General features: G+C 59.9%; 20 protein-coding genes and 2 pseudogenes. 9 read left to right on the top strand and 13 right to left on the bottom strand.

Annotated features, from left to right (window positions below; genetic code table 11):
* Window positions 1–103 precede the first annotated feature (103 nt).
* The 4 genes from IC37_RS15905 (at window position 104) to fecA (ending at window position 5,203) form a co-directional block, all read left to right on the top strand.
* Entirely contained in the window at window positions 104–979 is an 876-nt protein-coding gene (locus tag IC37_RS15905) for an AraC family transcriptional regulator (RefSeq protein ID WP_030128663.1), read from the top strand.
* 248 nt (window positions 980–1,227) lie between these two features.
* Window positions 1,228–1,716 (top strand): sigma-70 family RNA polymerase sigma factor, encoded by a 489-nt coding sequence (locus IC37_RS15900; protein ID WP_030128662.1) that lies wholly within the window; start codon window positions 1,228–1,230, stop codon window positions 1,714–1,716.
* Entirely contained in the window at window positions 1,713–2,651 is a 939-nt protein-coding gene (locus tag IC37_RS15895) for a FecR domain-containing protein (RefSeq protein WP_030128661.1), read from the top strand. Before IC37_RS15900 ends, IC37_RS15895 begins: the two co-directional genes overlap by 4 nt.
* Window positions 2,652–2,869: 218 nt before the next feature.
* A complete protein-coding gene (gene fecA, locus IC37_RS15890) occupies window positions 2,870–5,203 on the top strand; it encodes a TonB-dependent Fe(3+) dicitrate receptor FecA (RefSeq protein WP_030128660.1) in 2,334 nt (777 codons plus the stop codon).
* A gap of 137 nt (window positions 5,204–5,340) precedes the next feature.
* Here the strand turns inward: fecA and IC37_RS15885 are convergent, their stop codons facing one another.
* Both IC37_RS15885 and IC37_RS15880 read right to left on the bottom strand, forming a co-directional pair.
* Complete coding sequence (locus IC37_RS15885; RefSeq protein ID WP_008070486.1) at window positions 5,341–5,748, bottom strand: HPF/RaiA family ribosome-associated protein; 408 nt, start codon at window positions 5,746–5,748, stop codon at window positions 5,341–5,343.
* 199 nt (window positions 5,749–5,947) lie between these two features.
* A pseudogene (locus tag IC37_RS15880) lies at window positions 5,948–6,067 on the bottom strand (LysR family transcriptional regulator); the annotation flags it as partial.
* A gap of 275 nt (window positions 6,068–6,342) precedes the next feature.
* Between IC37_RS15880 and IC37_RS15875 the strand changes: the two are divergent.
* On the top strand, window positions 6,343–6,657 hold the full coding sequence (locus IC37_RS15875; RefSeq protein WP_007903270.1) for a DUF3509 domain-containing protein: 315 nt from the start codon (window positions 6,343–6,345) through the stop codon (window positions 6,655–6,657).
* Here the strand turns inward: IC37_RS15875 and IC37_RS15870 are convergent.
* Window positions 6,654–7,154, bottom strand: coding sequence for a phosphate-starvation-inducible protein PsiE (locus IC37_RS15870; protein WP_030128659.1), 501 nt, complete (start codon window positions 7,152–7,154; stop codon window positions 6,654–6,656). The two genes, IC37_RS15875 and IC37_RS15870, sit on opposite strands and share 4 nt — an antisense overlap.
* Window positions 7,155–7,625: 471 nt before the next feature.
* Between IC37_RS15870 and IC37_RS15865 the strand changes: the two are divergent.
* Window positions 7,626–7,880 (top strand): annotated as a pseudogene (locus IC37_RS15865) (YebG family protein); the annotation flags it as partial.
* A 166-nt stretch (window positions 7,881–8,046) separates the two neighbouring features.
* On the opposite strand, the gene IC37_RS15860 reads toward IC37_RS15865, so the two are convergent.
* The 4 genes from IC37_RS15860 to IC37_RS15845 form a co-directional block, all read right to left on the bottom strand.
* Entirely contained in the window at window positions 8,047–9,150 is a 1,104-nt protein-coding gene (locus tag IC37_RS15860) for a dihydrolipoamide acetyltransferase family protein (RefSeq protein ID WP_030128657.1), read from the bottom strand.
* Window positions 9,151–9,164: 14 nt separating this feature from the next.
* A complete protein-coding gene (locus IC37_RS15855; protein WP_030128656.1) occupies window positions 9,165–10,151 on the bottom strand; it encodes an alpha-ketoacid dehydrogenase subunit beta in 987 nt (328 codons plus the stop codon).
* Window positions 10,144–11,238 carry a pyruvate dehydrogenase (acetyl-transferring) E1 component subunit alpha gene (gene pdhA / locus IC37_RS15850; protein WP_030128655.1) on the bottom strand — a complete coding sequence of 365 codons (1,095 nt, stop codon included), beginning with the start codon at window positions 11,236–11,238 and terminating at the stop codon, window positions 10,144–10,146. The genes IC37_RS15855 and pdhA overlap by 8 nt, the downstream gene beginning before the upstream one ends.
* Before the next feature lie 115 nt (window positions 11,239–11,353).
* Window positions 11,354–12,373, bottom strand: a complete 1,020-nt coding sequence (locus IC37_RS15845) for a Glu/Leu/Phe/Val dehydrogenase dimerization domain-containing protein (protein WP_030128654.1) — start codon at window positions 12,371–12,373, stop codon at window positions 11,354–11,356.
* A 183-nt stretch (window positions 12,374–12,556) separates the two neighbouring features.
* Here IC37_RS15845 and IC37_RS15840 point away from each other — a divergent pair, with 183 nt between their 5' ends.
* On the top strand, window positions 12,557–13,360 hold the full coding sequence (locus tag IC37_RS15840) for a SirB1 family protein (protein WP_030128653.1): 804 nt from the start codon (window positions 12,557–12,559) through the stop codon (window positions 13,358–13,360).
* Window positions 13,361–13,473: 113 nt separating this feature from the next.
* Here the strand turns inward: IC37_RS15840 and maiA are convergent, their stop codons facing one another.
* From maiA to hmgA, 3 genes are read right to left on the bottom strand one after another with little or no spacing between them, the layout of a single operon-like run.
* Window positions 13,474–14,109, bottom strand: a complete 636-nt coding sequence (gene maiA / locus IC37_RS15835) for a maleylacetoacetate isomerase (protein ID WP_030128652.1) — start codon at window positions 14,107–14,109, stop codon at window positions 13,474–13,476.
* A gap of 12 nt (window positions 14,110–14,121) precedes the next feature.
* Window positions 14,122–15,426, bottom strand: coding sequence for a fumarylacetoacetase (gene fahA, locus IC37_RS15830; protein ID WP_030128651.1), 1,305 nt, complete (start codon window positions 15,424–15,426; stop codon window positions 14,122–14,124).
* A gap of 3 nt (window positions 15,427–15,429) precedes the next feature.
* Window positions 15,430–16,734, bottom strand: a complete 1,305-nt coding sequence (gene hmgA, locus IC37_RS15825) for a homogentisate 1,2-dioxygenase (protein WP_030128650.1) — start codon at window positions 16,732–16,734, stop codon at window positions 15,430–15,432.
* A gap of 164 nt (window positions 16,735–16,898) precedes the next feature.
* Between hmgA and IC37_RS15820 the strand changes: the two genes are divergently transcribed.
* Window positions 16,899–17,687, top strand: coding sequence for an IclR family transcriptional regulator (locus IC37_RS15820; protein ID WP_030128649.1), 789 nt, complete (start codon window positions 16,899–16,901; stop codon window positions 17,685–17,687).
* Between the two features lie 37 nt (window positions 17,688–17,724).
* On the opposite strand, the gene IC37_RS15815 is transcribed toward IC37_RS15820, so the two are convergent.
* The 3 genes from IC37_RS15815 to IC37_RS15805 all read right to left on the bottom strand — a co-directional run bounded on the left by IC37_RS15815 (window position 17,725) and on the right by IC37_RS15805 (window position 23,602).
* Window positions 17,725–20,277: a LuxR C-terminal-related transcriptional regulator gene (locus tag IC37_RS15815; RefSeq protein WP_030128648.1), complete on the bottom strand. Its 2,553-nt coding sequence runs from the start codon at window positions 20,275–20,277 to the stop codon at window positions 17,725–17,727.
* Window positions 20,278–20,417: 140 nt separating this feature from the next.
* The gene (locus IC37_RS15810) at window positions 20,418–21,785 is read right to left on the bottom strand and encodes a DUF1329 domain-containing protein (protein ID WP_030128647.1); all 1,368 of its coding nucleotides are present in this window, start codon (window positions 21,783–21,785) and stop codon (window positions 20,418–20,420) included.
* A 23-nt stretch (window positions 21,786–21,808) separates the two neighbouring features.
* Entirely contained in the window at window positions 21,809–23,602 is a 1,794-nt protein-coding gene (locus tag IC37_RS15805) for a DUF1302 domain-containing protein (protein ID WP_030128646.1), read from the bottom strand.
* A 911-nt stretch (window positions 23,603–24,513) separates the two neighbouring features.
* Between IC37_RS15805 and IC37_RS15795 the strand changes: the two genes are divergently transcribed.
* A complete protein-coding gene (locus IC37_RS15795; protein WP_051414799.1) occupies window positions 24,514–26,298 on the top strand; it encodes an S-type pyocin domain-containing protein in 1,785 nt (594 codons plus the stop codon).
* Window positions 26,299–26,376 lie beyond the last annotated feature (78 nt).

The raw sequence follows: 26,376 nt of genomic DNA, 5'->3' as shown, positions 1-26,376 counted from the left end.
ACCAATCGTGGGCGCACTTGCATAAACTTGCGCTTTTGTCGGCCGTTGGGCTGGCAGGCCAATGTCTACGGAGTAGGATGCAAGGCGTTGGAGAGAACCGATCATGGCCGCACTGGAAACGTTGCAAGTCTTTCAAGCCCTCAACCGCTCACCCAATGCTCGCCTGGAGCACAGCGCCGAGCTCGGTGACGGCATGGCTGCGGCTTTGTGGAGCAACCACCACGACGCCCAAAATTACGAAGCGCCGAGCCATCACACCCTGTCGTGCTACATCGCCGGCGGCACCGGCACCTTTCGCCGCGACCAGCCCGGCACCAAGGGCGGTCCGGACAAGCTGTGCATTCTCCCGGCCGACCATCAGTCAGGCTGGGTGATCAATGGCGACATTCGCCTGGCCCACCTGTATTTCAGCCCCGAACAATTTGCCCTCGGCTGCGTCACGCTGCTGGATCGTGAACCGCGTGAATTGCAGTTGCGCGAGCGCACGTTCCTCGAAGACCCGCCGCAAGCCCGGCGCTTTCGGCAGTTGATCGCCCTCAACTGGGACGAACCGGGCGAACGCCTGCTCACCAGCAGCCTGGCCCACGAAATGCTCAGCCACGCCCTGCTCAGCCAGGTAGGCGTGCGTCAGGGCTTGCGCCTCAAAGGTGGATTGGCGGCGCATCAACGGCGCCAGTTGGTGGAATTCATCGACCATCAAATGGCCGAGGCCATCAGCCTTGGGCAATTGGCGGGGTTATGTGCGCTGTCCGAATATCACTTTGCGCGGATGTTTCGTGTGAGCTTCGGTTTGCCACCGCATCAGTATGTGTTGGCTCGACGACTGAGCCGCGCGCGGGAATTGTTGCGTGGGACGTCGCAGCCGTTGGGGGAGATTGCGTTGGCCTGTGGGTTTGCCAGTGCGAGCCATTTCACCAACCGGTTTCGCCAGGCGCTGGGTGGCACGCCCGGGGAATATCGGCAGGCGTTTTTGCGCTAGCACTGCAATCCGGTGGGTTTTCGGTGCCTGTGGAGCCGCCTACGCGAGCAAGCCCGCTCCCACAAGTGACCGAGTTCTCTCAGAGGAATTCGGTCGAATGTGGGAGCGGGCTTGCTCGCGAAGAACGATGACACGGTCTCCGGATCAGAGAAACCGACCAAGAGCCGATTGCCGGATCCAGGCCTCGCCCCTACAATGCGAACAATTCTTGTTCTCTAACGTATCGAAATGCGTCCGGAGCGGTTCCGTTGTCGTCAGCCTCTACCGTCGAAGTCCTTTATCACGCCCATCACAACTGGCTCACCGGTTGGCTGCGGCGCAAACTCGGCTGCCCTGACAGCGCCGCGGATCTGGCCCAGGACACGTTCATTCGAGTACTGACGGCACGGGAAACGTCCCAGATCATCGAGCCGCGAGCGTTCCTCACCACCATCGCCAAGCGTGTGCTGTTCAATCATTATCGTCGTCAGGATCTGGAGCGCGCCTACCTCGATGCGCTGGCGCAGATGCCGGAACTCGTCGCGCCGTCGGAGGAAGATCGGGCGATCATCCTGCAAACGCTGATGGAGCTCGACCAGTTGCTCGACGGTTTGCCGCGTCTGGTCAAACGCGCCTTTTTGCTGGCTCAGCTCGATGGTTTGACTTATCCACAGATCGCCGCCGAATTGGGCATTTCCATTGCCACGGTCAAACGGCACCTGAACAAAGCGGCGATGCGCTGCTACTTCGCACGATGAACAGCCCTGCGGATTTTTCATCTCAAGTGGCCGAGCAGGCCGTGCACTGGTGGATGGAAATCCAGCAAGGGCCGTTGAACCCGCGCCAGCAAATCGCCTGGCAGCAATGGCTCGATGCTCACGGTGAACATCGGCGGGCCTGGGAACACATTCAGCGGGTCAATCAACGCTTGCGCGGTTTGTCTTCACCGCTGGCCCACGCCACCCTCAACGCACCGAAATCCGCCGGCCGTCGTCAGGCATTGAAGCTGTTGCTGATTCTCGGCGCGGGTTCGGCGGTCACCTGGGGCATGCGCGAGCACAATCCGCTGACGCCGTTGCTGGCCGACTACCGCAGCCCGATCGGCCAGCGACGTAAAGTGTCGCTCGGCGATGGCAGCCAAGTACAGCTCAACACCGCCAGCTCGGTCGATGTGCGAATCGAAGGTCAGCAACGGCTGATCCGCTTGCTCGAAGGCGAGGTTCTGCTGACCGCCACCCAAGCGTTTCAAGTACAGACCGCACAAGGCCTGTTGAAAACCCAAGGTGGGCGGCTGAACGTGCGGCAGTTTTCCGGTCACACTCAGGTGGCGGTGTTCGAAGGCAGCGTCGAATTGACGCCCAATGGCGGGTCGCCACGGATGCTGCAAACCGCCCGACAATTGAGCTTCGGCGCACGCGGCATCGGCGCTCCCCTGCCACTGGACGCCAACAGCGGCGCCTGGGCCGACGGCATGCTGGTGGCCGCGCACATGCGCTTGGGAGATTTCCTTGATGAACTCGGTCGCTATCGCCGGGGGCAGCTCAATTGCAATAAGAACGTTGCCGATCTGCTGATCTCCGGGACTTATCCACTGGACGACAGCGAGCGGATTCTTGATCTGCTGGAAATCAGTTTGCCGGTGAAGGTGAGGCGTTTTACCCGGTATTGGGTGACGGTCGAGGCGAAGGTTTAACAGCAAGAGATAAATGATCGTTCCCATGCTCCGCGTGGGAATGCAGCCCGTGACGCTCCGCGTCACTTCCAGAGCCGAACGCGGAGCGTCCGTTGAGGCATTCCCACGCAGAGCGTGGGAACGATCAAACGATCTTCAAAAAAAGTGAGCCGTTTTTCAGATCTGGCGTGACAGAGAAGGAAAGCCCCCTTGATTCAACCTTCTCAGGATCGCCCTTCATGCAACCCATCCGCGTCACACCGCTGACCCGCACCTTGCGCCAACTCTTGCTGGGCGCCAGCCTGAGCTTCGGCGCTCTGCCCCTGGCGCATGCCGCTGATGCCAAGCCGTACCACATCGCACCGTCCTCGCTGGAGAACGCACTTAACCAGTTTGGCCGTGAAGCCGGCGTGCTGATCTCCTTTGGCTCGCAAGTCACCAGCGGTGTGCAAAGTCGCGGCCTGGAAGGCAACTACACCCCTTCGCAGGGTTTGAACGCTTTGCTCGAAGGCACCGGTTTGCAAGCCCGCGCCGAGGGTAACAATGCCTTCAGCCTGCAACCAGCGGGTGATGCGGCGCTGGAGCTGGACACCTCGAAAGTGGTCGGCGACTGGCTTGGCGATGCGGCGCAGACCAACGTTTTCGAACACCCCGGCGCTCGCGACGTGATCCGCCGCGAAGAATTCGAACGCCAGGGCGCGACTCAGGCCAGGGACGTGCTCAACCGCATTCCGGGGGTCAACGCGCCAGACAACAACGGCACCGGCAGCCATGACATGGCGCTGAACTTCGGCATTCGCGGGCTCAACCCTCGGCTGGCGTCGCGCTCCACGGTATTGATGGACGGCATTCCGGTGCCCTTCGCTCCTTATGGTCAGCCGCAGCTTTCGTTCGCGCCGATCAGCATGGGCAACATGGACGCGGTCGACGTGGTGCGCGGCGGCGGTGCGGTGCGCTACGGGCCGCAGAACGTCGGCGGTGTGGTCAACTTCGTAACTCGCGCCATTCCCGATGAGCCGACGGTCAAGGGTGGCTTCCAGAGCGAAACCAGTCCATCGTCCAGCCACGACGGGTTCAAAACTACCGGCAACTTAATGGCCGGCGGCACGGCCGATAACGGTCTGGGCGGCGCGATTTTGTACTCGGGCACCCGCGGTGGCGACTGGCGCGAACACAGCGATACCGAAATCGACGACCTGATCCTCAAGGGCAAATACCAGCTCGATGAGGCTAACAGCTTCAATGCCATGGCCCAGTATTACGAAGGCAAGGCCGACATGCCCGGAGGCCTGAACGTCGCCGATTACGACGCCGATCCGTATCAATCGACCCGCCCGAAAGACCAGTTCTGGGGCCGCCGCACGATGTTCAACTTCGGCTATCGCTATCAGGAAGATCGCCGCGAGTTCACCGCCAATACATTCTTCACCAAAACCCTGCGCAGCGGTTATCTGGATCAGGGCACGTTCCTCTCGCTGTCGCCACGGGAGTATTGGGTACGCGGCCTGGAAACCCGTTTCGCCCAAGGCTTCGATCTCGGCGCGACCAGCCATGAAGTCGGCGTCGGCTATCGCTACATCAACGAGGCCGGTCACGAACTGCGCTACCGCACGCCGATCGCCAGCAACGAATACCCGACCACCAACAGTCGCAACGACCGCGATACCCGGGGCGGCACCGAGGCCAACGCGTTCTTTGTCGATGACCGGATCGATATCGGCAAGTGGACGATTACCCCCGGCATCCGCTACGAAATGATCGAGTCGCAGCAGACCAACAACCTGACCAACGTGAAATACAAGGGCGACTACAACACCGCCCTGCCGGCGCTGAACGTGCTCTATCACCTGACCGACAGCTGGAACCTCTACGCCAACACCGAAGGCTCGTTTGGCAGCGTGCAGTACAGCCAGATGCCTAACCGGGTGACCAGCGGCGAAGTCAAACCGGAGAAGGCGCGCACCTGGGAGCTGGGAACCCGTTACGACAACGGCGCGTTGCGCGCAGAAATTGGTGCGTTCCTGATCAACTTCGACAACCAATATGAAAGCAATCAAACCAATGACTCGGTGATCGCCCGAGGCGAAACACGTCATCAAGGCATCGAAACCAGCGTCAACTACGCCCTCGACGACTTGAGCCCGGCGCTGGCCGGTTTTGATGTGTACGCGACTTATGCCTACGTAGACGCGACCATCCGCGAAGACGGGGCGAACAAGGGTAATCGTGTACCGTTCTCCTCGAAACACAAAGGCACGGTCGGCGTCGGTTATACCGAAGGCGCGTGGAAACTGAATCTGGATAGCAGTTATCAGAGTGATCAGTTCGCTGATAACGCCAACACCTCGGCCGAAAGCGCCGATGGCAGCACCGGCAAGATTCCGGGGTACATGTTGTTCAGCAGCCGCGCGGCGTATGACTTCGGGCCGAAGTTGTCGGACCTGAATGTGGCGGTGGGGGTGAAGAACATCTTCAACCACCAGTACTTCACCCGCTCGTTCGATGACAACAACAAGGGCAAGTACGCGGGGGAACCGCGGACGGTGTATGTGCAGACGTCGGTAGCGCTCTGACCTCACCCATTGAGGCATTCCCACGCAGAGCGTGGGAACGATCAGTCAGAAATCATTAAATCCAGAAACAAGAACGGGCCTGCATAAGCAGGCCCGTTTTTTAGGTGGAAGTGGGAAGGTAAAAAGTGAATCAGGCCTCAGCCGTTTTGTGCAGCCTGTTCGTTCTCGAGAAACTCGTCTTCCAGCAGCGCATCGGCAGTAGGCCTTTCGAACGGCACCACAGCGGCACGTGGTTTGCCCCGCAGTTTGCCGAACAGATGTTCAAGCGCATGTTCGAGTTTTTCGGCCGCACCGTCGATCGCCAGTTCCAGGTTAGCGGCTTTATGAGTGACAGAAATCGGTTGATGGCCTTTTGGCCGCGCTTCCAGCTGGCAGCGCATATCGTGGGGACCGGGCTTGTCGCCGTTCTCGTCCCGCAGGTGGACCTCGACGCGGGTCAGGTCCTCTTCGTATCGTTCGAGCGTGCTCTCAATGGTCGTACGTACCCACTCCTCCAGTCGGATGCTGCTTTGAATATGGTTATCGCTATTGACTTGGATTTGCATAGTTCTTCCCTTATTTCAGCTAGCTCGCGAGAGGCCGGTCAGCTAGCCCTTGGGCGTCATCACCGTGACCTCTTGGTTACACAATCGGTCTGTACGCTGAACATTTCAACCCCTAAAAAAAGATAAATATTGATTCGCAAAAAAAGCCGGACAACGGGCAAAAGCGCTGTTAAGGTCGGGAGTTTGGTCGCCCCGCTCTTCAGTCACAATTGCTCACAATCCGCCCCAACGGATGCAGATCACGAAAAATCCCCGCCTCCTCCACCAGCCAGTCATGCACCGCACGCTCGCCCGGATGACTCAGCGCGCCCGTCGCATAAAATCGGTTCGTGGCTGGTCGATTTGATTGCACTGTCAGCGATCATCTACTCGTTCATGCCCTGAAACGGGCAGGCAAAAAGAAGGCGAGGCCAGAGTGCCCGCCGCTTTTTTGCCGTGTTCATTGCTCCATCGTTTTCCCGGCATGCCCCTTGCTTTGCCCTACGGTGCACGGATGGAAGTACATGAACATGGAAGGCCGATGGTCTGGTGTTGCGAACTAATCCCGATCACGGCCGGTCAACAACTGCACGTTCAATCAGGCGGTGACGCATCATGGACAACCCCTTTCAACTCATTACCGATGCCTTTGCACCGGATTATCAAGTCAACCTGAGCATTCAGGGGCTGGACGGCAGCATCATGCTGACCCTCTCCAAAAGTGGCCGCGTGGTGGCCAAACGGATGATCAGCGCCGAACAGCGCAATGATCCCAAGCGCCTCAAACGCCTGGTGCAAAGCATTCAATTCGGCATCGCCATCGAACAGGGCCACAGCGCCGTGGCCATCCTCGAAGCCATGACCGACGGCGACAATCGCAACCCGCCGCCCTTGGTCAAATCCCGGCCTCGACCTTCAATGGGGCTTTAAATCTCGCCCTTCTCCACTTCGGGATGCTCACCGGAACCCGCACCGATCTTGCGCTGCGGGTGTTCGATCTTCACCGAAGGAAATTGCGACGAGGCGTAACGCACCACCAGAATCGCAAACGCCAGCAGCAGAATCCCGCCGCACAGGTAGATGATCCCCAGGTCCGGCGGATTGTGGTGCGAAACGTTGGAAATCAGCAGCCGCGTCAGTGCGGTGATCGCCACGTAGATCAGAAAGCGCACCGGCATGTGGTTGGTCTTGAAGTAAATCCCGACCATCGCCCCCAGTTCCAGGTAGATGAACAGCAGCAAGATGTCATCGATCTTGATGTCCCCTTGCTCGAGCATCCCGAGGAATTCCATCACCGCCGCCCAGGCGGTCACCGCACCGATGGCGAACAGCGCCAGGTAGTGGAAGGTCTCGACGAACAGGTTGCCCAGGGACTCGGCCAGTTGGTGCACGTTCTGCCGCAGGTTCTCGGCCCAGTTTATTTTCACGATGATTGTTCCTTAGCTCGGTTCGAGCGGATGATGCGGGTTGGACGTGACGGTTGTTCTGCATGCAGAAAAAAGGCCAGATACTGTTGGGTGAGATGATGGCTGCGTGATTTGAGACACGTTAGTGGTGGTTGGACGGACGCCATCGCGGGCAAGCCCTAAATGCCAGTCAGTTAAGCGCAATTCAATGTGGGAGCGGGCTTGCTCGCGAAAGCGGTGTATCAGGCGACATCAATGTTGACTATGCCGCCGTCTTCGCGAGCAAGCCCGCTCCCACAGGGTTCAGCGGTGATCCTTGTAGGAGCGAGGCTTGCCCGCGAATAGGGACAACTCGGTTCACCTGACAAACCCTGAATTCGGTCTACATTAAAAAGCCACTACCCAAAGCGCAGGGATTCGCTTATCCTTTTCGCTGTATATAAATACAGTAGTCGAAACAGACAACTAATGTGAAGGCATGTGAGGTGGTGAATGGCCGTCGAAGTGGTATACCGCAGCAGCCGAGATCTGGAGCGCTTGTTCATGGATAAAGCCGAAGCTGACCGTCATGACAAAATGCTCGAACTGGCAGAATTGCTGGCTGAAGTGTTGCAAAAAGCCGTTCCGTCCTTGACTGAACAGCAGGTGGAAGAAGCCGGGATCTACATGGCGAAAAACCGTGATGTATTCGCCAAGGCATTCAAGAGCCAGCCGGACGCACTGTCCGAATTGCTGAATGCACCCGCCGAAGTTAGTGAACCTGTTGAAGCAGCTGCACCGATTGAAGTAGCGGGCGTTGAGCCGACCAAGCCAGCCAAAGCTGCCAAGACACCAAAGTAAGCAATGCCCGAATTGAATAGGCCCTGAGTCCAAATGGCTCAGGGTCTTTTTCATGCCTGCGGGAAACCTGGATCTAGGGTTGTTCCAGCGCCTCGACCAACGCCTTGAAGAACCGCGCCGCCTCGCCACCGGTGACCACCCGATGATCGAAGGTCAGGGACAATGGCAGGATCGGATGCACCACCACCGCACCCTCGACCGCCACCGGTTCATCGCGGATCGCCCCCGCGGCGAGGATCGCCACTTGCGGCGGCACCACCACCGGGTTGGCGTAGCGGCCGAACAAGGTGCCGAAGTTCGACAGGGTCAGGGTCGCGCCCATCATTTCCTGGGGCGGGATCGAGCGCGCCTGCACGTCGGACCGCAGACGCATCACACCTTCCTTCAAATCCGCCGCCGTGCGCTGACCGACATTGCGCAGCACCGGCACGAACAAGCCGTCCGGCGTATCCACGGCGATGCCCAGATCGAGTCGTTTGTGTTGCTTGAGCGCCAGGATTTTACCATCGAAGGCGCTGTTGAGCACCGGTTCCACCGCGCAGGCGGCCGCCATCGCCTTGGCCAGACGAATCAGCGGTTCTCGCGCCTGCCCCCAGCGATGCAGATCGGCATCACCGAAAATCGTCACCGGCACCACTTCGGCATGGGACCTGGCCATGTTCAGCGCCATGCTGCGTCGAACACCCCGCAGCTTCTCACCGCCGAAGCGTTCGCGTTCCGTCTGGGCCGCGTTTTCCACGTCACTGCGGGTGATCTGGCCTTCCTGGCCGGAGCCCGTCAAGCCGCTCAGTTCAACGCCGAGCTGCCGAGCCAGTTGACGCACCGCCGGCGTGGCACGGTTCGCCAGGTGCTCACGGGTCGAAGGCGCAGCGCCGATAAAAAAGGCATCCTCCTGATTCGTGCCGCCGCCCTCGAGGCGTCCCACCACGGTGCCCGCATCCGCTTCGCCTTCGTAACCGAGCAGAGGTTCGCCAACGTGAAGAATGTCGCCCTCGCCACCGAATGTTTTCGCCACCACGCCGTCGTAGGGCGCGGGAATGTCCACCAGCGCCTTGGCGGTTTCCACTGACACCAGCAGTTGGTCAGCCTTGACGGTATCGCCGACCTTGACGTGCCAGCGGACGATTTCCGCCTCCTGCAAGCCTTCGCCCAGATCTGGCAGTTTGAAATATTTCATCGCAACCTCCTCTGTCAGGCGTGGTGCAGCACGATGTCACAAGCATGAAGAATGTCTTCGACGCTGGGCATGTACAGCGATTCCAGTCGATACAGCGGCGGCGGAATATCTGGCGCGGTGACTCGCTGGATCGGTGCCTGCAACTCCAGAAGTACCCGTTCGTAGAGACTGGCGGCGATTTCCGCGCCGACCCCGCAGGAGCGTGGCGCCTCATGCACAATCACGCAGCGACCGGTCTTGCGTACCGAGGCTTCCATCGTGTCGAGGTCCAGCGGTTTGATACTGGCGACATCGATCACTTCCGCCGAGACGCCCTGCTCGGCCAGTTGCGTGGCGGCTTGCAGGGTTTCCATCACACTGGCGCCCCAACTGATCAAGGTAATGTCGCTGCCTTCACGCAGGGTGAAGCAGCTGTCCAACGGCAGGCGCTTGCCGTCATCCAGCAGCGGTTGCGGGTTCATTCGATAGAGTCGGGTGGGTTCGAGAAATATCACTGGATCCGGGTCGTCGATAGCCGCGAGCAACAAGCCATAGGCCCGGGCCGGTGAGGACGGGATTACCACCCGCAACCCCGGTATATGCGCGAACAGGGCTTCAGTGCTTTCGCTGTGATGTTCTGGCGCGCGTATCCCTGCGCCCATGGGCGTGCGCATCACCATCGGGCAGGTGATCCGCCCGCGAGTGCGGTTGCGCATGCGGCTGGCGTGGGACACCAGGTGCTCCATGGCGGCGTAGATGAACCCCATGAACTGGATTTCCACCACCGGTTTCAGGCCTTGGGCCGCCATCCCCACCACCAGCCCGCCGAGCATGGTTTCGGCCAGCGGCGAGTCGATCACCCGCTTGAAACCAAAGCTGTCGCGCAGGCCCAGCGTGGCGCGGAACACCCCACCGTTCACCCCGACGTCTTCACCGAGGACGATAACGTTTTCGTCTTCGCTCATGGCCCGATGCAACGCCAGATTCACCGCTTCCAGCAGCGTCACCTTACCGTTACTCATGGCCCGAACCTCCCGTCCGGCGCGCCACCCGTTCCAGAAACTCTTCGCGCTGTTCTGCCAGCGCTTGCGGCCACTGGGCGTAGACATGATCGATCACTGATTCCGGTGCCTGCGTACCCGCCGCTTCGAAGTTATCCACAGCACCCTGCACCAAGCCTTGGCATTCGCTGATCAGTGCCTGTTCGCGGCCCTCGTCCCATACGCCTTGCCCGGCCATGAAGCGTTGCAGGCGTTTGATCGGTTCTTCGAGCCAGGCCTGCTTGACCTCGTCCGCCGACCGATAGCGCGTGGCATCGTCGGCCGTGGTGTGATCGCCGAGGCGATAGCTCAGGCATTCGAGTAACACCGGACCTTTCCCGTGGCGCGCCCGTTCGAGGGCCGCTTGCACCCGGTCATAAACGGCGAGCATGTCATTGCCGTCGACTTGCTCTCCGTGGAACCCGGCCCCAATGGCTTTCTGCGCCAGGGTGGGGGCGCCGCACTGAATGCGTCGCGGCACCGAGATCGCCCATTGGTTGTTGTTGATCACAAACACCACCGGCAACTGCCAGGCGCCAGCGACATTGAGGGCCTCGAGGAAGTCACCTTTGCTGGTTCCCCCGTCGCCACAAGTGGTGACAGCGACCCGGTGCTCGCCACGAATCTTGAAGGCGCTGGCGACGCCGCAGGCATGCAGGGCCTGGGTGGCTATCGGCACACAGATCGGGAAATCCTCAGCGACCGCCGGGTCGGCAAAGTCGCTGCCACGCTCATCGCCGCCCCAATACAAGAGGATTTCTTCCATGCGCACGCCGCGCATCAATTGCACGGCGGTGTCGCGGTAATACGGGATCAGTACGTCTTCGGCGTGCATCAGGCTGCCGACCGCGACGCCAATGGCTTCCTGGCCCAAGGTCGGCGCATAAGTGCCGATGCGCCCGGTGCGTTGCAGGGCGACAGCTTTCTGATCGAAAAGGCGGGTCAGGACCATCTGCCGATACAGGTGCGTCAACAGATTGAAGTCGTCAGCCCAGGAGGGAAGATTGCCGAGCAACTGGCCGTCAGGGGATAAAAATCGGGTGTACGGCAGCTCAACCTTGTGAGGCATCACAGGGCTCCTGGCACGCGGGAGTCGGCGTGCATTTGTCAGGCCCGACGTTTGTGGCGCAGGGCTTGGGGAGCAAGTCGACCGGATAGGCCGTCACTCCTTCATCAGTTCAACTTCACCGGTACAACACTTTCTCCGCCAACTCATCCGCCACCCGGGCCGGAGAACGCTTTTCCGCCTGGGCATGGGCGAAGACTTCGGTCAGCCGTGAACTGATTTTCGACAGGTGCGCGGTGATGGTCGTCAGCTCTTCCCCGCGGTGTTTGAGCGACACGTAGATCAGCCCGCCGGCATTGATCACGTAATCGGGCGCATACAAAATGCCCCGGCGCTCCAGCTGATCGGCGACTTCCAGATGGATCAATTGGTTGTTTGCGGAACCTGCAACCGCCGAGCACCGCAGCTGCGTCACGCTGTTGCTGTTCAGCACGCCGCCCAAGCCGCAGGGTGCGAGAATATCGCAGGGGGTGCTCAGCAGCGCTTCGTTGGCGATCGGATGAGCGCCCAGCTGCTCCATGGCCAGCTGCACTTTGCCGTGATCGATATCGCTGACCAGCAGCTCGGCACCGGCAGCGTGTAACTGTTCGGCCAGGGCATAACCGACGTTGCCCAAGCCTTGAATGGCAACGCGCAGTCCTTCGAGATTATCGCTGCCCAAGCGGGCCATGGCGGTGCTGCGAATGCCGGCGAACACGCCCATGGCCGCATGGGGTGCAGGGTCGCCCGCGGCAGTGGTGCTGGTGACGAATTGGGTCTGTTGGGCGATGCAATCCATGTCCGCCACTGAGGTGCCGGCGTCGATGGCGGTGATGTAGCGACCGTCGAGTTCGTTGATGCAGCGCCCGAAGGCTTCAAATAGCGCGGCGCGGTTTTCCACATGAGTCGGGCGAAGAATCACCGCAACGCCACCGCCCTGAGCCAGGCCAGCCAGGGCCGCCTTGTAACTCATGCCTTGGGCAAGGCGCACAGCATCCTCGATCGCGGATTCATCGCTGGGGTAAGCAAGGTAACGACACCCGCCCAGGGCAGGTCCCAGACGGCTGTTGTGGATGGCAATCACCGCCTTCAACCCGGTGACCGGATCGACGCTCAGGTGCAGCGATTCAAGGCGAGTGCTTTGCATGAGAGCGAACATCGTAGGGCTCCCGAATCACTTCTTGTAGTCGCCAGTATAGGCTTGCGCACAAAAATTGCAGAAGCGCACCGGAATAAGCGGCGTTGCTTTGAACGCTTTCGGACATAACCTGTCACTACCTATGTGCAGTACTGGACGAAAGCGTGTGACGGGGCTAAAACGAGGCATTCCCCGGAGATTTTGATGACCCCGCGCCAACGTTTTTTCGACTGTCTGCAACGATCACCGCCCGCGCTGTTCGAGGCGGCGCTGTGGATGGCCGTCGAACACGATAAGGAACTGGATCCCGAGACGGTACTGGCGGACTTCAAGGACCTGCAACAGCGGGTCAGCTACGGGTTGCCGATGGTGCCGGTGAGTGAATTGGCGCAACCGTTGTTGCGGCGAATGAATGACCTGGGGTTCGCCCAGGACGACTCCACGCCCTTGCGCCCGCAAGTGGCGCTACTCAATAAAGTGCTGGAACGTCGGCGGGGCCAGCCGCTGGTGCTGGGCCTGATTGCGCTGGAACTGGCCAGAAGGCTGGAGATTCCCATGGTCGGGGTCAACTTTCCCGGACATTTCCTGCTGCGGGTACAAGGCGCCGATCACCTGCTCGACCCGTGCGGCGGGCGACGGCTGTACCCCAATGATTGCCGTGAACTGCTGCAACGCCAGTACGGCCCGAACATGAAGCTCAGCGCCGAGCATTTGCAGACCGCCGAACCGGTGCAGATGCTGCAACGGCTGTCGCGCAACCTGCGCCAGTTGTACCTCACGAATGACGATTATATCGACGCCCTGATCGACGCAGAGCGCGTGCTTGAACTGGGCAACGCCAGCGCCTCCGACTATCTGGCCCGGGCCAGCCTCTACCAACGACTGGACTGCCCGAATGCCGAGCGCTTTGACCTGGAGCATGCCCTGCTGCTCAGTGACGATCCGATCCAGCGGATTCGCCTGACAGAACGATTAGGGCACCTACCGCCCAACTCAGTGGTTCACTGACCTCATGTGGGAGCGGGCTTGCTCGCGAAGAAGGCTCCGCGGTATTTCTGACGCACCGCGTTATCGTTCTTCGCGAGCAAGCCCGCTCCCACATTGGGTCTATGTGAAGGCTTTTACGGGGTATCGGGCTGGTTCGCCGGATGGGCCAGGAAGAAGGCTGGATGTGTCGCCGCCAGCGCCGCCACTCGACGAATTCGCGGGTAGGCGTCCAGTGGAATATTGAAGCGCTCGGCTGCATACAGCTGCGGGATCAAATAGACGTCCGCCAGCCCCGGTTGATCGCCAAAGCAATAACCGGTGTCACCGATCAATTGCTCCACCGTCGCCAACCCTTGGCTGATCCAGTGACCTATCCACTCAAGCACTTGCGGCTCATCGTGTCCCAACTGCCGAAGCTTGTTGAGTACGCTGACGTTGTGCAGCGGGTGAACATCGCAACCGATCACCGCCGCCACACCACGCTCATGAGCGCGGGCGGCGAAGTCTTTGGACAGCAACGGCACCTGTGGATAACGTTCCTCCAGGTATTCGATGATCGCCGGTGACTGGATCAGCAACTCGCCTTCGTCGGTGCGCAAGGCCGGCACCCGGCCTTGCGGGTTGATGCCCAGATACGCCGCCTGCCGATGTTCGCCACCTTGTGGCGCGATCAGGTTGACCGGCAGTGCCTGGTAATCCAGTCCCTTCAGCGCCAGCGCGATACGCACCCGGTAAGACGAGGTCGAACGATAGTAGGTATAGAGTTCCATGACCCGATCCTCTTAGCGCGCAGGCAACACTTTGCCGCGGCATTCGCCAAAACCGATGGAAGCAAAACCTTCGCGGCTGCAACGCGCGCGCAGAATGATTTCATCGCCGTCCTCAAGGAATTTACGCACTTCGCCCGAAGCCAGTTCGATCGGCTTTTTACCGCCCTCGGTGATTTCCAGCAGGCTGCCGAACTGACCGTTTTCAGGACCGGACAATGTGCCCGAACCGAACAGATCACCCGCCTGCAACTGGCAACCGTTGACGCTGTGGTGCGCAACCATCTGCGCGACGGTCCAGTACATGTGTTGTGTGTTGCTGAGAGTCAGGCGATGGGCCGGCAGATTTTGCTCGCGCATCGATTCGGTCAGCAGCAGCACTTCGAGTTCGATGTCGAAGGCACCACCGGCCTGATCACGTTTATCGAACAGATACGGCAACGGCTGCGGATCGCCTTCAGGGCGCGCAGGCTGCGCACGACGGAACGGCTCCAGCGCTTCGGCCGTCACCACCCACGGCGAAATGCTGGTGATGAAACTCTTGGACAGGAACGGACCCAACGGCTGGTATTCCCAGGCCTGGATGTCCCGCGCCGACCAGTCGTTGAGCAGGCAGAAACCGGCGATGTGTTCGGCGGCGTCACCGATGGCGATCGAGTCGCCCATGTCGTTGCCCTGACCGATCCAGATACCCAGTTCCAGTTCGTAGTCCAGACGTGCGCACGGGCCAAACGTCGGCTCGGTCTGGCCGGCCGGCAGGGTCTGGCCTTTTGGCCGACGCACGTCAGTGCCGGACGGGCGGATGGTCGAGGCGCGGCCGTGGTAACCGATCGGCACGTACTTGTAGTTCGGCAGCAACGGGTTGTCCGGGCGGAACAGCTTGCCGACATTTTGCGCATGCTCGATGCCGACGTAGAAGTCGGTGTAGTCGTTGATCTTCGCCGGCAGGTGCATTTCACAATCCGCCGCCAGCGGCAGCAGTTTTGCGCCTTGGGCTTCGATCTTGCCGTGCAGGGTGCTGCCTTCTTTGAACAACTCGATCAAGCGTTCACGCAAAGCGCTGCGTGCCTCGCGACCCAGTTCAAAAAACGCATTCAACTGGCCGCCTCGGGTGGCTTCTACTGCAGTTCTCGCAACGCCATCGAACAGCCCGGCCTCCAGTGCCGCTTCCAGATCAAAAATATGGTCGCCGATCGCCACGCCACTGCGCGGCGCGGTGCCCTTCACGCTGAATACGCCCAACGGCAGGTTTTGCAGCGGAAAATCCGCGTGGCCGTTGGCGGAGGCGACCCAGCTACGAGTGATGGAAGTCTGAGTCATGGGTTATCTCCGGGTCGGGTCGAAAGTGGCGGGCAACGTGGCCCAGCAGGCGTCGTAATTGTTTTGCAGTTGCGGGCAATCCAGGGCGAATCGGCTCGGGCGCAACACTTGGCTGGTCTCGAACATGAAGGCCATGGTGTTATCGATTTTAGCCGGCGCCAGTTCGGCGTTGATCGCCTTGGTGCAGGTCTCGCCGTCGGGGCCGTGGGCGCTCATGCAGCTGTGCAACGACGCACCGCCGGGTACGAAACCTTCGGCCTTGGCATCGTATTCGCCCTGAATCAGGCCCATGAATTCGTTCATCAGGTTGCGGTGGAACCACGGTGGACGGAACGTTTTCTCGGCCACCATCCAGCGTGGCGGAAAGATCACGAAGTCGAGGTTGGCCAGACCGTGCACGCTGGTTGGCGAGGTCAGGACGGTAAAGATCGACGGATCCGGGTGATCGAAACTGACCGTGCCGATGGTGTTGAAGCGGCGCAGGTCATATTTGTACGGCACGTTATTGCCGTGCCAGGCGACCACGTTCAGCGGCGAATGGTCGAGCTCACAACCCCACAACTGACCGAGGAATTTCTGCACCAGGGTGGTCGGTTGCTTGAGGTTTTCAAAATGGGCCACCGGCGTCAGGAAGTCTCGCGGGTTAGCCAGGCCGTTGCTGCCAATCGGCCCCAGATCCGGCAGGCGCAGCGGCGCGCCATGGTTTTCGGCCATGTAGCCACGGGCTTGCGGGTCGAGCAGCTCGACACGGAATTTCAGCCCGCGAGGCAACACGGCGATTTCCAGCGGCGCAAGCTCCAGCACGCCCAATTCGGTGGCGATGCGCAAGCGGCCCAGTTCCGGCACCAGCAACAGTTCGCCGTCGGCATTGAAAAACACCCGTTCCATGGAACGGTTGGCGCGGTAGTTATAAATGCTGATCCCGGCCGGTTTTTCCGCGCCCGAGTTGGCGGCCATGCTCACCAGCCCGTCGATGAAATCGGTGGGTTCGGTCGGAATGTCCAACGGATTCCAGCGCAGGCGATTGGGGGTTACTTCACCCAATGGGCCGCCGGCCAGTTGCCGATCCAGTTTGACGAAAGCCGGGTGGTTGGCCGACGGCTGAATGCGGTACATCCAGGTCCGTCGTGCTTCGCTGCGAGCCATGGTAAAGGCCGTACCGGAGAACAGTTCGGTGTACAGGCCGTAAGGGGCTTTTTGCGGGGAGTTCTGGCCGACGGGGAGTGCGCCGGGCAACGCTTCGCTGCTGAATTCGTTGCCAAAGCCTGACTGATAAGCCAGCGCTGGCGCCGTTGAATCGAGGTTCATGGAGCCTCCTGAACGGGAGTAGGCAATGGCCTGACGTTCTGCTGAAGAGGTCTTGGCACGCCCGGGTTATTTTTATCGTAATTCAATTACGCATAACGTAATTTGATTGGTATTGACCGTCAAGCTATAAAGACGCCCATTCGTCCCGGGATCACATCGCCTCCATGACCAGCGAAAGCAACGGTAAACAGAAAGTCCGCTCAGCCGAGGTCGGCACCGACATCCTCAAGGCGCTTGCCGAGCTGTCGCCGTCGACCTCTTTGTCGCGCCTGGCCGAACACGTGCACATGCCGGCGAGCAAGGTTCACCGCTATTTACAGGCGCTGATCGCCAGCGGTTTTGCCGAGCAGAACACCGCCACCAACCACTATGGCCTCGGCCGCGAAGCGCTTCGAGTCGGTCTGGCTGCCCTGAACAGTATGGACGTGCTGAAAGTCGCCGCCCTGCCCTTGGCCGAGTTGCGAGATGAGCTGAACGAAACCTGTTTTTTGGCGGTGTGGGGCAATCAGGGCGCGACAGTGGTGCACATCGAACCGGCGGTTCGGGCGGTGACGGTGGTCACGCAATTGGGCTCGGTTTTACCGTTGCTCAGCTCATCGACGGGGCTGGTGTTCAGTGCCTATTTGCCCCACCGGGAAACGGATGAATTGCGCGAGCAGGAAATCGCCGTCGATGCCCATCCGCTGGCGGACGAAAAGACTTATGCGAGCTTGTGCGAGCAGATCCGCGAACGCGGCTTGCACCATGTTCATGGCTTGCTGATGCCCGGCGTGGATGCGTTGTCGGCGCCGGTGTTCAATGCGGTCGGACAGGTGGCAGCAGTGATGACCATCGTCGGCCCGACCTCGTTATTTCACGCCGATGAAAACGGCCCCGCGGCGCAACGATTGTTATCCGCCACCCGCGCCGTCAGTTGGCGAATGGGATTTGAACCCGCCGCGCCGATCTCATAAAAAAACGGTTGTGCATACAGTTCCTCGCTGCCGACTATCAGGCTTGCGATATAAGCCCCAACTTCTTCGCCGTGGCCACGGCTTGGGTTCGACGCTCTACGCCCAACTTTCCATGTATTCGTCGCGCGTGGGTTTTCACCGTATGCAATGAAATAAACAACTGCTCGGCAATCTGCTGATTCGAGTTGCCTTGGGCGATCAGACCCAGCACCTCAAGCTCTCGCCCGCTCAGCGGGTTGGCCTCGATCGCCGTTGAACTTAATTGTCCATTTTCACCCAGGCGACTCAGCAGGCTCGGTTGGCGAAGGCGCAATTCGCGCAAGGCCTGCTGCAAGTTGCAGCGGTCCACCCGTTCCAGACCTGCCCTCAGTGCTGACCTGGCCAGCGTGGCTTCGCCGATAAGGTCCGCCACTTCGGTGATCGCAAAGTGCAGTTCGGTTTCCAGCGCCAGCATGGCATGACGTTGCGCGTGATCGAGCAAGGCCTTGAGCTGATCCAGCGGATTTTTCGCCTGTTGCAGATAGGTCTCTGCCAGCACCAACTGATATTCGACCCGCGCAATCAACTCCAGGGTCGCCGGTGGGGCCTGCCGGCCATTCGGCCCGCGATAGTGACGCAGCACGCGGCTCAGAGCCTCGTGTGCCAGTTCCGGACGACCTTGTTGCAGCCAGAGCTGACTGCTGACTTGCAGCAGAACACCGCGGTAGACGGTGTCTGGGATATGCCGTTGTTGCATCAGCCGCTCAGCGTCGCGCAAGCAGACAAACGCCTGGGCGTAATCGCCTTTGTTCGCAGCTAATTGGGCCTGACCCAGAAACCCATACAACACGCGCTTGTCGTGATTGCGCGTGCAATCGTCCAGGCCCGCCTGAAAGAACTCGACAGCGCGCTCGTCTGCGCCCACGCACAGGGCCAACCGCCCACGCCGCAACGCAATTCGCCCCAACAAGGGCGCAGGTCGGTCCGAACGCTGGCGAAGCAATTCATCGATCTCGCAAAGCAGACTTTCGGCCCGCACCGCCGCGCCCCGTTGCTCCAGCAATTGCGCATGATCGAGCTCCATCAAGCCCTCAAACACCAGCGAACCCTGCGCCCGCGCCAGGCACAGCGCCTCGCGATTATGGGCTTGCGCGACATCAAGTTCGCCCCTTAGCAGTGCCTGTTGCATCAAACCGGACAAACACATCAGGCGCGCCGTCCAGCATTCGGGATCGAGCGCATTCAACGCGTCCAGAAAGTGCGCACGCGCAAGCTCCATTCGTCCCTGTAAATGCAGTAACCAACCCTGCAGGGCCTGCCAGCGGGCAATCAATTGACGCTGAAGCATCGCCGAGGGTTGAGGCGTGAAATGCGCCAAACGAGCGATGCAGGCGGTCGCCTGGTCGAAACGTCCGGCAAACAATAGAGCGGCGGTAATCAAGCCGACCAATTGCGGACTGCCCAGCGTCAGTTCCTCGCCTTGCTGCTCATGCAAACGCAGCAACAGCACCACCGTTTGCTCTTCGAACAAATGCTCGAAACTGAAGTGCTGCAACAGGCTGACCGCCACTTCGTATTCCTCGGCAAGCAATGCCTGTTCAAAGGCCGACTTCCAGTCCTGTTCGGCACAGAACCACTGGCAGGCGCGCCGATGCCAGGAGCGTCCCGCCGGCCATTGTTCGTCGCGCAACAACTGGGTGAACGGGGTGAAAATCTGTAGCCAGTCGGTGGAGTCCCGCCAAGGTTCGATAAAGCAGCCCAGCGCTTGCAAGGTTCGCAAGTACTGAGCGCCCTCCCCGGCCCCGAACAGGTGATCGCACAGCCGGGCATTGAAGCGGGGCAAGTGGGCCAGCACCCGCCAGGCCTCGCTCAACTCAGGCGTCAGCGAGCTGAACAACTCATGCTCCAGATAATCGAGCAGGGTGGCTGCCCGTCCCGGGGGGTTGTCCTGACGCGACCAGTCGCATTTGTGCAACAACGCAATCCGCACACCCGCACACCAACCACCCGTGCGCTGGATGAGCCGACTGGCCACCTTGCTGGCCTGCTCCGGTACCCAGGGCTGCAATATCTGCTCGACCTCACCTTTCGTGAAAGCCAGCGAAGCGCTTTCGCACTCGTACAACTCATCATCGAGCAACAGCCGTGGCCAGTTGCATTGCGGCCGACGGCGGGCACCCAGCCACCACGTCAGCATCGGGCTGCTGATCGCCAGCATGCGATCCAGCAGCGAGTCCAGCTCCGGGTTCGGCAGGCGGGAATAGTCATCAAGAAACAGCCAGGTCGGCGTCTGCAATCGCGCCAGACCGCCGAGCAACCCGGTTTCATCCGATGAGGCCAGCCCCAGCATCTGCGCCAGACGATGACGAAAATCCGCCGCGCTCGACGCCACGCCAGACAATGGCAACCAATGCACTCGGCATAGGGTTGGCGCCTGCAACAGGCATTCGGCGAGCAGCGCGCTCTTGCCACTGCCGGCGGGTGCGCAGAGTAATTTCACCCGGGCCGTCGAAGCCAGTAACGGCTCGCTCAAACGAGCCCGCGAAAGGTGATGAGAGGACAGGCGGGGCAGGAATCCAGAACGGTCCAGACATGGAGTCATGGCGGTCATTGCGGCGTGCCTTTTTATAATTGTCCGGCCACCCTAGCCCTCTCTAACCTGCTTGTTGAGAAGTATTCAGGACGCTGATTGGCGCCCATAAAAAAGGCGACCCGCAGGTCGCCTCTCGTGATGCCAATGTATCAAAACCCTTACCGAACGCCCTCGGCGCGCAGGGCCGACGGGGTGTAGTCCGCAGACTTGGCGTCGAAGCCAAACTCGAAGCTGTGCTTCTCTTCGTTCTTCATTCCCAGGGCAATGTATCGGCCGGCAATGATGTCGTAGAGCGCCTCCAGGGTGTAGGCCGGCGTCTGGTGATCGTAGTAATACTGGGCGTGACCTTCGGCCACTCGCCACAGTTGGCCGCGACCGTCGTAGTGATCCGCCAGCGCCACTTGCCAGCTGTCTTCGTCGAGGTACATGTGACGCTTGGCGTAGATGTGCCGCTCGCTCGGCTTGACCGTGCCGACCACTTCCCAGACCCGGTGCAGCTCGTAACGGGTCAGGTCCTGGTTGATGTGCCCGGCCTTCACCACGTCATCGTACTTGAGGCTCGGCGAGTCGAGTTTGTAGCTGTTGTAGGGAATGTACATTTCCTTTTTGCCGATCAGTTTCCAGTCGTAGCGATCCGGCGCACCGGAGAACATGTCGAAGTTATCCGACGTGCGCAGACCATCGGCGGCGGTGCCCGGGCCGTCGTAGGCCACTTGCGGCGCGCGTCGCACTCGACGTTGACCGGCGTTGTAGATCCACGCCAGACGCGGCTCTTTTACCTGATCGAGGGTTTCATGCACCAGCAGCACGTTACCCGCCAGCCGCGCCGGCGCGGTCACCGACTGCTTGAAGAAGGTCAGCACGTTGGCGGCTTTTTCCGGATCCAGATCCTTCATCAGTTGCGGTACGGCGATCTCTTCCTCGAAGCGGATCGGCGTGTAGCTGCCGTTGGTCTGTGGGGTCACCTGGGTGATGATGCGTCGCAGGTTGCCGCCGTGGTAACGGGTGATGTGGTTCCACAGCACTTCGACGCCGTTCTTCGGAATCGGGAACGCGTAGTAGCGATTGCCGGTGAAGTTGGCCAGGCCGTTACCGTCATTGATGCTGTTTACGTTCAGTGCGCTGCGCTTGGCCGACTCGTAGATTTCCGGCGGCAGGCCCACGGTGCGATGGGTCGGGTAGACCGGAATCTTGTAGGTTTCCGGGTAGCGCTTGAACATCGCCACCTGGCCATCCGAAAGCTTGTCCTTGTACTTATCAACAGTCGCGGCGGTGATGGTGAACAACGGTTTTTCGCTGGCGAACGGGTCAGCCAGGAAGCCTTTGCTGTCGACAGCGCCAGCGTTTTTCGGGATGCCACCGGTCCAGGCCGGGATCGAGCCCTCGGCGTTGCCGGCCTTCTCGGCGCCCAGCGGCGTGAGTGTGGTGCCGAGCTTGTTGGCTTCTTCCGGCGAGACCGCCGCCATCACGTTGGCGGCCAGCAGGCTCAGGGCCAGGGCGCCGCATTGCAGAATCATCTTGTGCATTAACATCATCCTTCTCAGCCAGATCAGAAGTTCACACCGAAGCTCAGCGCCAGGAAGTCACGGTCTTCCAGGACGTTGTAGTCACCACCGAAGAAATCGGTGTAACTGAGGCTCGCGGTATAGGTGTTGCGGTAATCGGCATCGACACCGACGCTGACCGCCTTGGCGCCCTCGTTGAACAGCCCGTTGGGACCATAGCCGGCGACGTCATGGGACCAGGACAGGTTGGGTTTGAGGTTGATCCCGCCGATCACGTTGGCGTAATCGAGGATCGCCCGGGCGCGGTAGCCCCAAGAGGTAGAGGTGACGAAGCCGTCGGTATCGCCACCGAAACCGTACTGGCCGTAGACCGAATCACGGCCATAACGCAGCTCGCTTTTCGACTCCAGACCACCGACCCGTACCACCGCTGCCTCACCGACCAGAGTCAGACGTTGGGCGCCCAGCACTTGATCGAAGAAGTGCGTCAGGGTGCTTTGGACCTGAGTTATTTCCTTGCGGCGATAACCGGTGTTGTCGGCACCTGCCGTGGTCACGATCGGCGAAGCCGCGCCGCCGGCGATCGGGTTGAGCAACGCCAGGGTCAGGTCGGTGGTGTTGAGCTGCACCGGAGCGTTGGGCCGGTAGCTGATTTCGCCGGTCCAGGCAGTACCGGTGGGTAAGGTGGTGGAGAAGCTCGCGCCGTACAGGCGAATGTCTTCCGGGTATTCGAGGTAGTACTGGCCGCGCCCGAGCATCACGCTTCGGGCCAGGGCCGAACCGCTGCCAGCCGCCAGACTGTTGGCAACACTGACCATGCCTGGCAGGCTGGCCAGCGTCGACAACCCGGCGGTGGTGGTGCCGACGGTCGGTGTGCGACTGTGGTAGTTCATGAAGTAAAGGCCGTATTCGGTGTCGTCACCGAGCCAGCGCAAGGCCGTGCCCCACTGTCCCGAATCCCGGGCATCGCGGTCGCCGCCGCGAGGAATGATCACCCCCTCGCTGGTGACCTGGATAGGTTGGCCAAAGGCTGCCGCCAGCGGCGCCAACGGGGCGATCGCCGGGCTGCCGACGGTGTAACCGGTGTTGCAACCATCCGCCGCCACGTCACCACCGAAGAAGGTGCCGCAGTTGTCGAGAACGGTCTGATCCCACTCCAGTTGATAGAACCCTTCCACCGTGAGCTGATCGGTCAGGCCCTGGGAAGCGAACAGCATGTTCACCGGAATCAGGCCTTCCTTGATCTCTGCGCCAGGACGCCGGAACGCGGAAACGTCGACCGGGTTGATGCTGTTGATCGAGTTGCCGATGAAGGTACTTTCACCCCAACTGACCACCTGTTTGCCGGCGCGCACGGTGCCCGGCAGATCGGCAATGGAATAGTTGTGATAGACGAAAGCATCGAGTATCTGCGCGCCCGAAGACTTGGAGCCTTCCTTGCGGCCGTTGTCACTGATCTGTTTGAACTCGCGGTCTTCGTCCTTCAGCTCGAAGTCGTACCAGTACTTGCCACGGACGAATACACCGGTATCGCTGTACTTCAATTCGAGGTCGTGGATACCTTTGAAGATCTTGGAGAAGGTCTCGCCTTTCTTGAAGTTCAGGCGTCCGTCATCACCGGTCGAAGCCTGGCCGGTGCCGCCGTTGACGGTGCCCACCAACGACTTGTCGGCATCGCGCATGCCCCAGCTCGCGCCGACGGACAGCGAGGAATCGAACTGCCCCTCGATTTCGCCGATGTTGAATGAAACAGCCTGCGCCTGGGCACAGCAGCCCAAGGCCACCGCAGCGGCCAGCGCTTGCGGTTTGAAGATGGCGCGCATTGTTGTTTTTGTCATGCGTCTTCCCCGGTGAGTGACAGAAGGCCCCACCCTACTGCCGCACGCCGGGAGCGATAAGCGCACCAAGGAGGTATTCGTGGTGTACCTCCAAAGGATGAATGGCCGCATGGGGCGGGGGTTTGCGCAGGGTATGGATGGGCTGGATGGAGGGTTATCAGCGCAGCGCATGGGACAGAGTGAAGCCGGGGTGCGTAGCAGCTGCCGCAGGCTGCGTTCGCTGGTAGCAGCTGTCGAGCTTGCGAGGCTGCGTTCGGCTGCGCAGCAGTCGTAAACCCTGAGTCCGCGGTACACCTGATGGAAGGCGGTACCTGATTTTGCGACTGCTTCGCAGCCGAACGCAGCCTTCGGCAGCTGCTACATAGGGCCGCCCGAGACTGTTGCTGAGACTGCAACAGTGCATGTCTGTAATCGCTATTTTCCTTTGCGCTCAAGCCCTTATTCTTACCGGGCTTTCACGGCAAACGGCCTGAAAGCATGAAGCGACGGGAGGATAGACCCGCCCCTTTGGCGACAGAATCCAGATGATTTGAAGCGTACTTTTTTCGACTCATCACCCGGTGTTCACTGACGTTGATTTATTGCTCCTTGATCAAACGTCTTACTTTGGCCGCTGCGTTTGCAGCGGCCTTTTTTATGGGTGATGGGTTTTACCCCGAAAGCAGCTTCATCGTTACTTGCGACTACTTTGTCAGATGTTTCCTTTATTAGGATAGGAAATGTCTTTTTATGCAACAGAACATCCTGCTTTTATTTTTATCTCACCGAATCCTCTCTCTTCTTTATATGTAATTCCTTATCCCCCTTTCGGATTCATACCTGCTGCTTCTGCTGTAACGTTAAATGGCGCGAAATAATCACCCACAAAAAATACTTTCTTGAATCCAACGCACATTCAAAAGGATATGAATATGCAAAAACCTCCGACATTTGAGTTGACTGAAGCTGTGCACACCACAGCACTAGCTCCTCCGGGCATGAACCCCGTACCCGCAACTGCACCACGGTATCCTAACAGTGGCCATTTCGGTTTCCATCCGGCAGTCGGGACAATTCTTAACACATTGCGAACCACTACCAAGACTTCAGAACAGGAGTATCAAATCCGACTCAGTCAACTCCCGCAAACTATCGAACAAGAACTGGCAGCCACAAGACTAGAGGGATCGACCCACCCGCTTCCCCCTGCAGAGGCAATCATTCGCGAACTGGGCGTGCGCAACAGGCTTCTCGCGCGCAAGACCGCCGACTTTCACCACAAAACGGCACTCGCCAATAGTTTTTATGGCGTCGACCCCATTGGCAGGCGTTTGCAGGAGTTCTACCCAAGAGCCTTGACCATGGAAAAGCCGGTCCCCGCGAACGGGATCGCGCTAAAGGCTTGGGTCGCATCGTACCGGGCGGCATACGAAGCAAGGCTGTTGTCGCAATCGATCCAGATGCTCAACCAGCAACAGGTCAACGTGCTCAATTGGCTGGCCGCCGTGCAAGCCAATGATCAGGCTCGAATGGCGGCGGAACAGGAAGCCCGTCGAGTCGCCGCCGAATTGGCCCACATCAACGAGCAAGCCGCGATCAGGGCCCGGGAACAGGCACGGCTCGAGGCGCTGGCTGAGACTCAACGACTGGCTATCGAACAAGCACGGATTGCCGCCGAAGCCGCAGCGCAACAAGTGGCGGCAGAAAGGGCACACCTGGCCGCACTGGCCGAGGCTCAACGACAAGCGGATTTTCTTCGGCTTGAAGCTGAACGGCAAGCCCAGGAGCAACAGCAGGCGACATTGGCAGCCCAGCCGGTTTATCCCGCCTCAGGCGCAATGGCGACGTCCGGCCCGGTATTTTCCTTCGCCTCGACCGCCGTCATCCTCGCGCCCGATAAATCGGCAGCGGTACTGACCGCGCTGCGTTCAGCCTTGCAGGTGGTGACTGCGGCAGGGGCAGCAACTTTGGGCTCAGTGCTGATTGGCTTCGCTGCACTGCTGACGCCTTCGCGCCTGGGTAATGGCGAGCGCTTTTCCATGAGCGTACCGCTCGCGGAACTGACGCCAGAAAGCGCACAGTCACTGCGAGCGATCGCGGACCGACAAGGCACACTGGATCTGCCGGTCGGGATTGGTTACAGACCCATCGACTCAGGCGCAGAGGTGTTCGTCATCACGGCCAACGACTTCGACATTCGCTCTAGCGTGCCGGTGTTGCACGCCACTTACGACTTGCTCAACGACGTCTATGAGACAGTCCTCCCCGACTCACCAACCGACTTCCTGACCTGGACACCTGCCATCACGCCGGGGAACAGTTCAACCGAACAACCGATTGTTCAAACTGAAACTCCTGCATACTCCGGCGCCCCGATTATTCCGATTGAAGGGCGACTGGACCTGAATCCAATCCTGGTGGAGGGCTGGGACAGGTTCATCATTGTGTTTCCCGATGACTCAGGGATTGCGCCGCTTTATGTCGTGTTTAGCAGTCCTTACGCGGGGGCGCATGTTAAAGGTAAATACAGCGGGCGTTTGTTTAACCCAGAGCAGGCCGGAGGTCCAATACTTGATCTGGATTGGCGCACAGCGGTCATCACTCAAGCTGGAATTGATGCCGTGAAATTACATATCACGTCTCGACCAATCGGACGCCAACGACATAATGGTTCGACGCCTAGAAAAAATTCTGAGCCAACACGGGAAAATAACTGACACAGATTTACGCTACTACACTCATGAGATACGAGAACTAGAGCGTTACAGGGCGTTCGGCTATAGCGACACCGCATC

The sequence above is a fragment of the Pseudomonas sp. QTF5 genome (assembly GCF_000512695.2).
In the GTDB taxonomy this organism is placed as follows: Bacteria; Pseudomonadota; Gammaproteobacteria; order Pseudomonadales; family Pseudomonadaceae; genus Aquipseudomonas.
Note: the sequence above shows the minus strand (reverse complement) of the source record. Positions and strands in the feature narration are given on the sequence as shown.

Coding starts and splice junctions, on each gene's coding strand:
- hmgA (WP_030128650.1), bottom strand. CDS start 16,734: ATGAACCTCGATTCAACGGCGCCAGCGCTGGCTTATCAGTCAGGCTTT.
- IC37_RS15820 (WP_030128649.1), top strand. CDS start 16,899: ATGACCAGCGAAAGCAACGGTAAACAGAAAGTCCGCTCAGCCGAGGTC.
- IC37_RS15840 (WP_030128653.1), top strand. CDS start 12,557: ATGACCCCGCGCCAACGTTTTTTCGACTGTCTGCAACGATCACCGCCC.
- fahA (WP_030128651.1), bottom strand. CDS start 15,426: ATGACTCAGACTTCCATCACTCGTAGCTGGGTCGCCTCCGCCAACGGC.
- IC37_RS15855 (WP_030128656.1), bottom strand. CDS start 10,151: ATGAGTAACGGTAAGGTGACGCTGCTGGAAGCGGTGAATCTGGCGTTG.
- IC37_RS15815 (WP_030128648.1), bottom strand. CDS start 20,277: ATGACCGCCATGACTCCATGTCTGGACCGTTCTGGATTCCTGCCCCGC.
- IC37_RS15885 (WP_008070486.1), bottom strand. CDS start 5,748: ATGCAAATCCAAGTCAATAGCGATAACCATATTCAAAGCAGCATCCGA.
- IC37_RS15895 (WP_030128661.1), top strand. CDS start 1,713: ATGAACAGCCCTGCGGATTTTTCATCTCAAGTGGCCGAGCAGGCCGTG.
- pdhA (WP_030128655.1), bottom strand. CDS start 11,238: ATGCCTCACAAGGTTGAGCTGCCGTACACCCGATTTTTATCCCCTGAC.
- IC37_RS15845 (WP_030128654.1), bottom strand. CDS start 12,373: ATGTTCGCTCTCATGCAAAGCACTCGCCTTGAATCGCTGCACCTGAGC.
- IC37_RS15860 (WP_030128657.1), bottom strand. CDS start 9,150: ATGAAATATTTCAAACTGCCAGATCTGGGCGAAGGCTTGCAGGAGGCG.
- IC37_RS15805 (WP_030128646.1), bottom strand. CDS start 23,602: ATGACAAAAACAACAATGCGCGCCATCTTCAAACCGCAAGCGCTGGCC.
- maiA (WP_030128652.1), bottom strand. CDS start 14,109: ATGGAACTCTATACCTACTATCGTTCGACCTCGTCTTACCGGGTGCGT.
- IC37_RS15795 (WP_051414799.1), top strand. CDS start 24,514: ATGCAAAAACCTCCGACATTTGAGTTGACTGAAGCTGTGCACACCACA.
- fecA (WP_030128660.1), top strand. CDS start 2,870: ATGCAACCCATCCGCGTCACACCGCTGACCCGCACCTTGCGCCAACTC.
- IC37_RS15905 (WP_030128663.1), top strand. CDS start 104: ATGGCCGCACTGGAAACGTTGCAAGTCTTTCAAGCCCTCAACCGCTCA.
- IC37_RS15810 (WP_030128647.1), bottom strand. CDS start 21,785: ATGCACAAGATGATTCTGCAATGCGGCGCCCTGGCCCTGAGCCTGCTG.
- IC37_RS15875 (WP_007903270.1), top strand. CDS start 6,343: ATGGACAACCCCTTTCAACTCATTACCGATGCCTTTGCACCGGATTAT.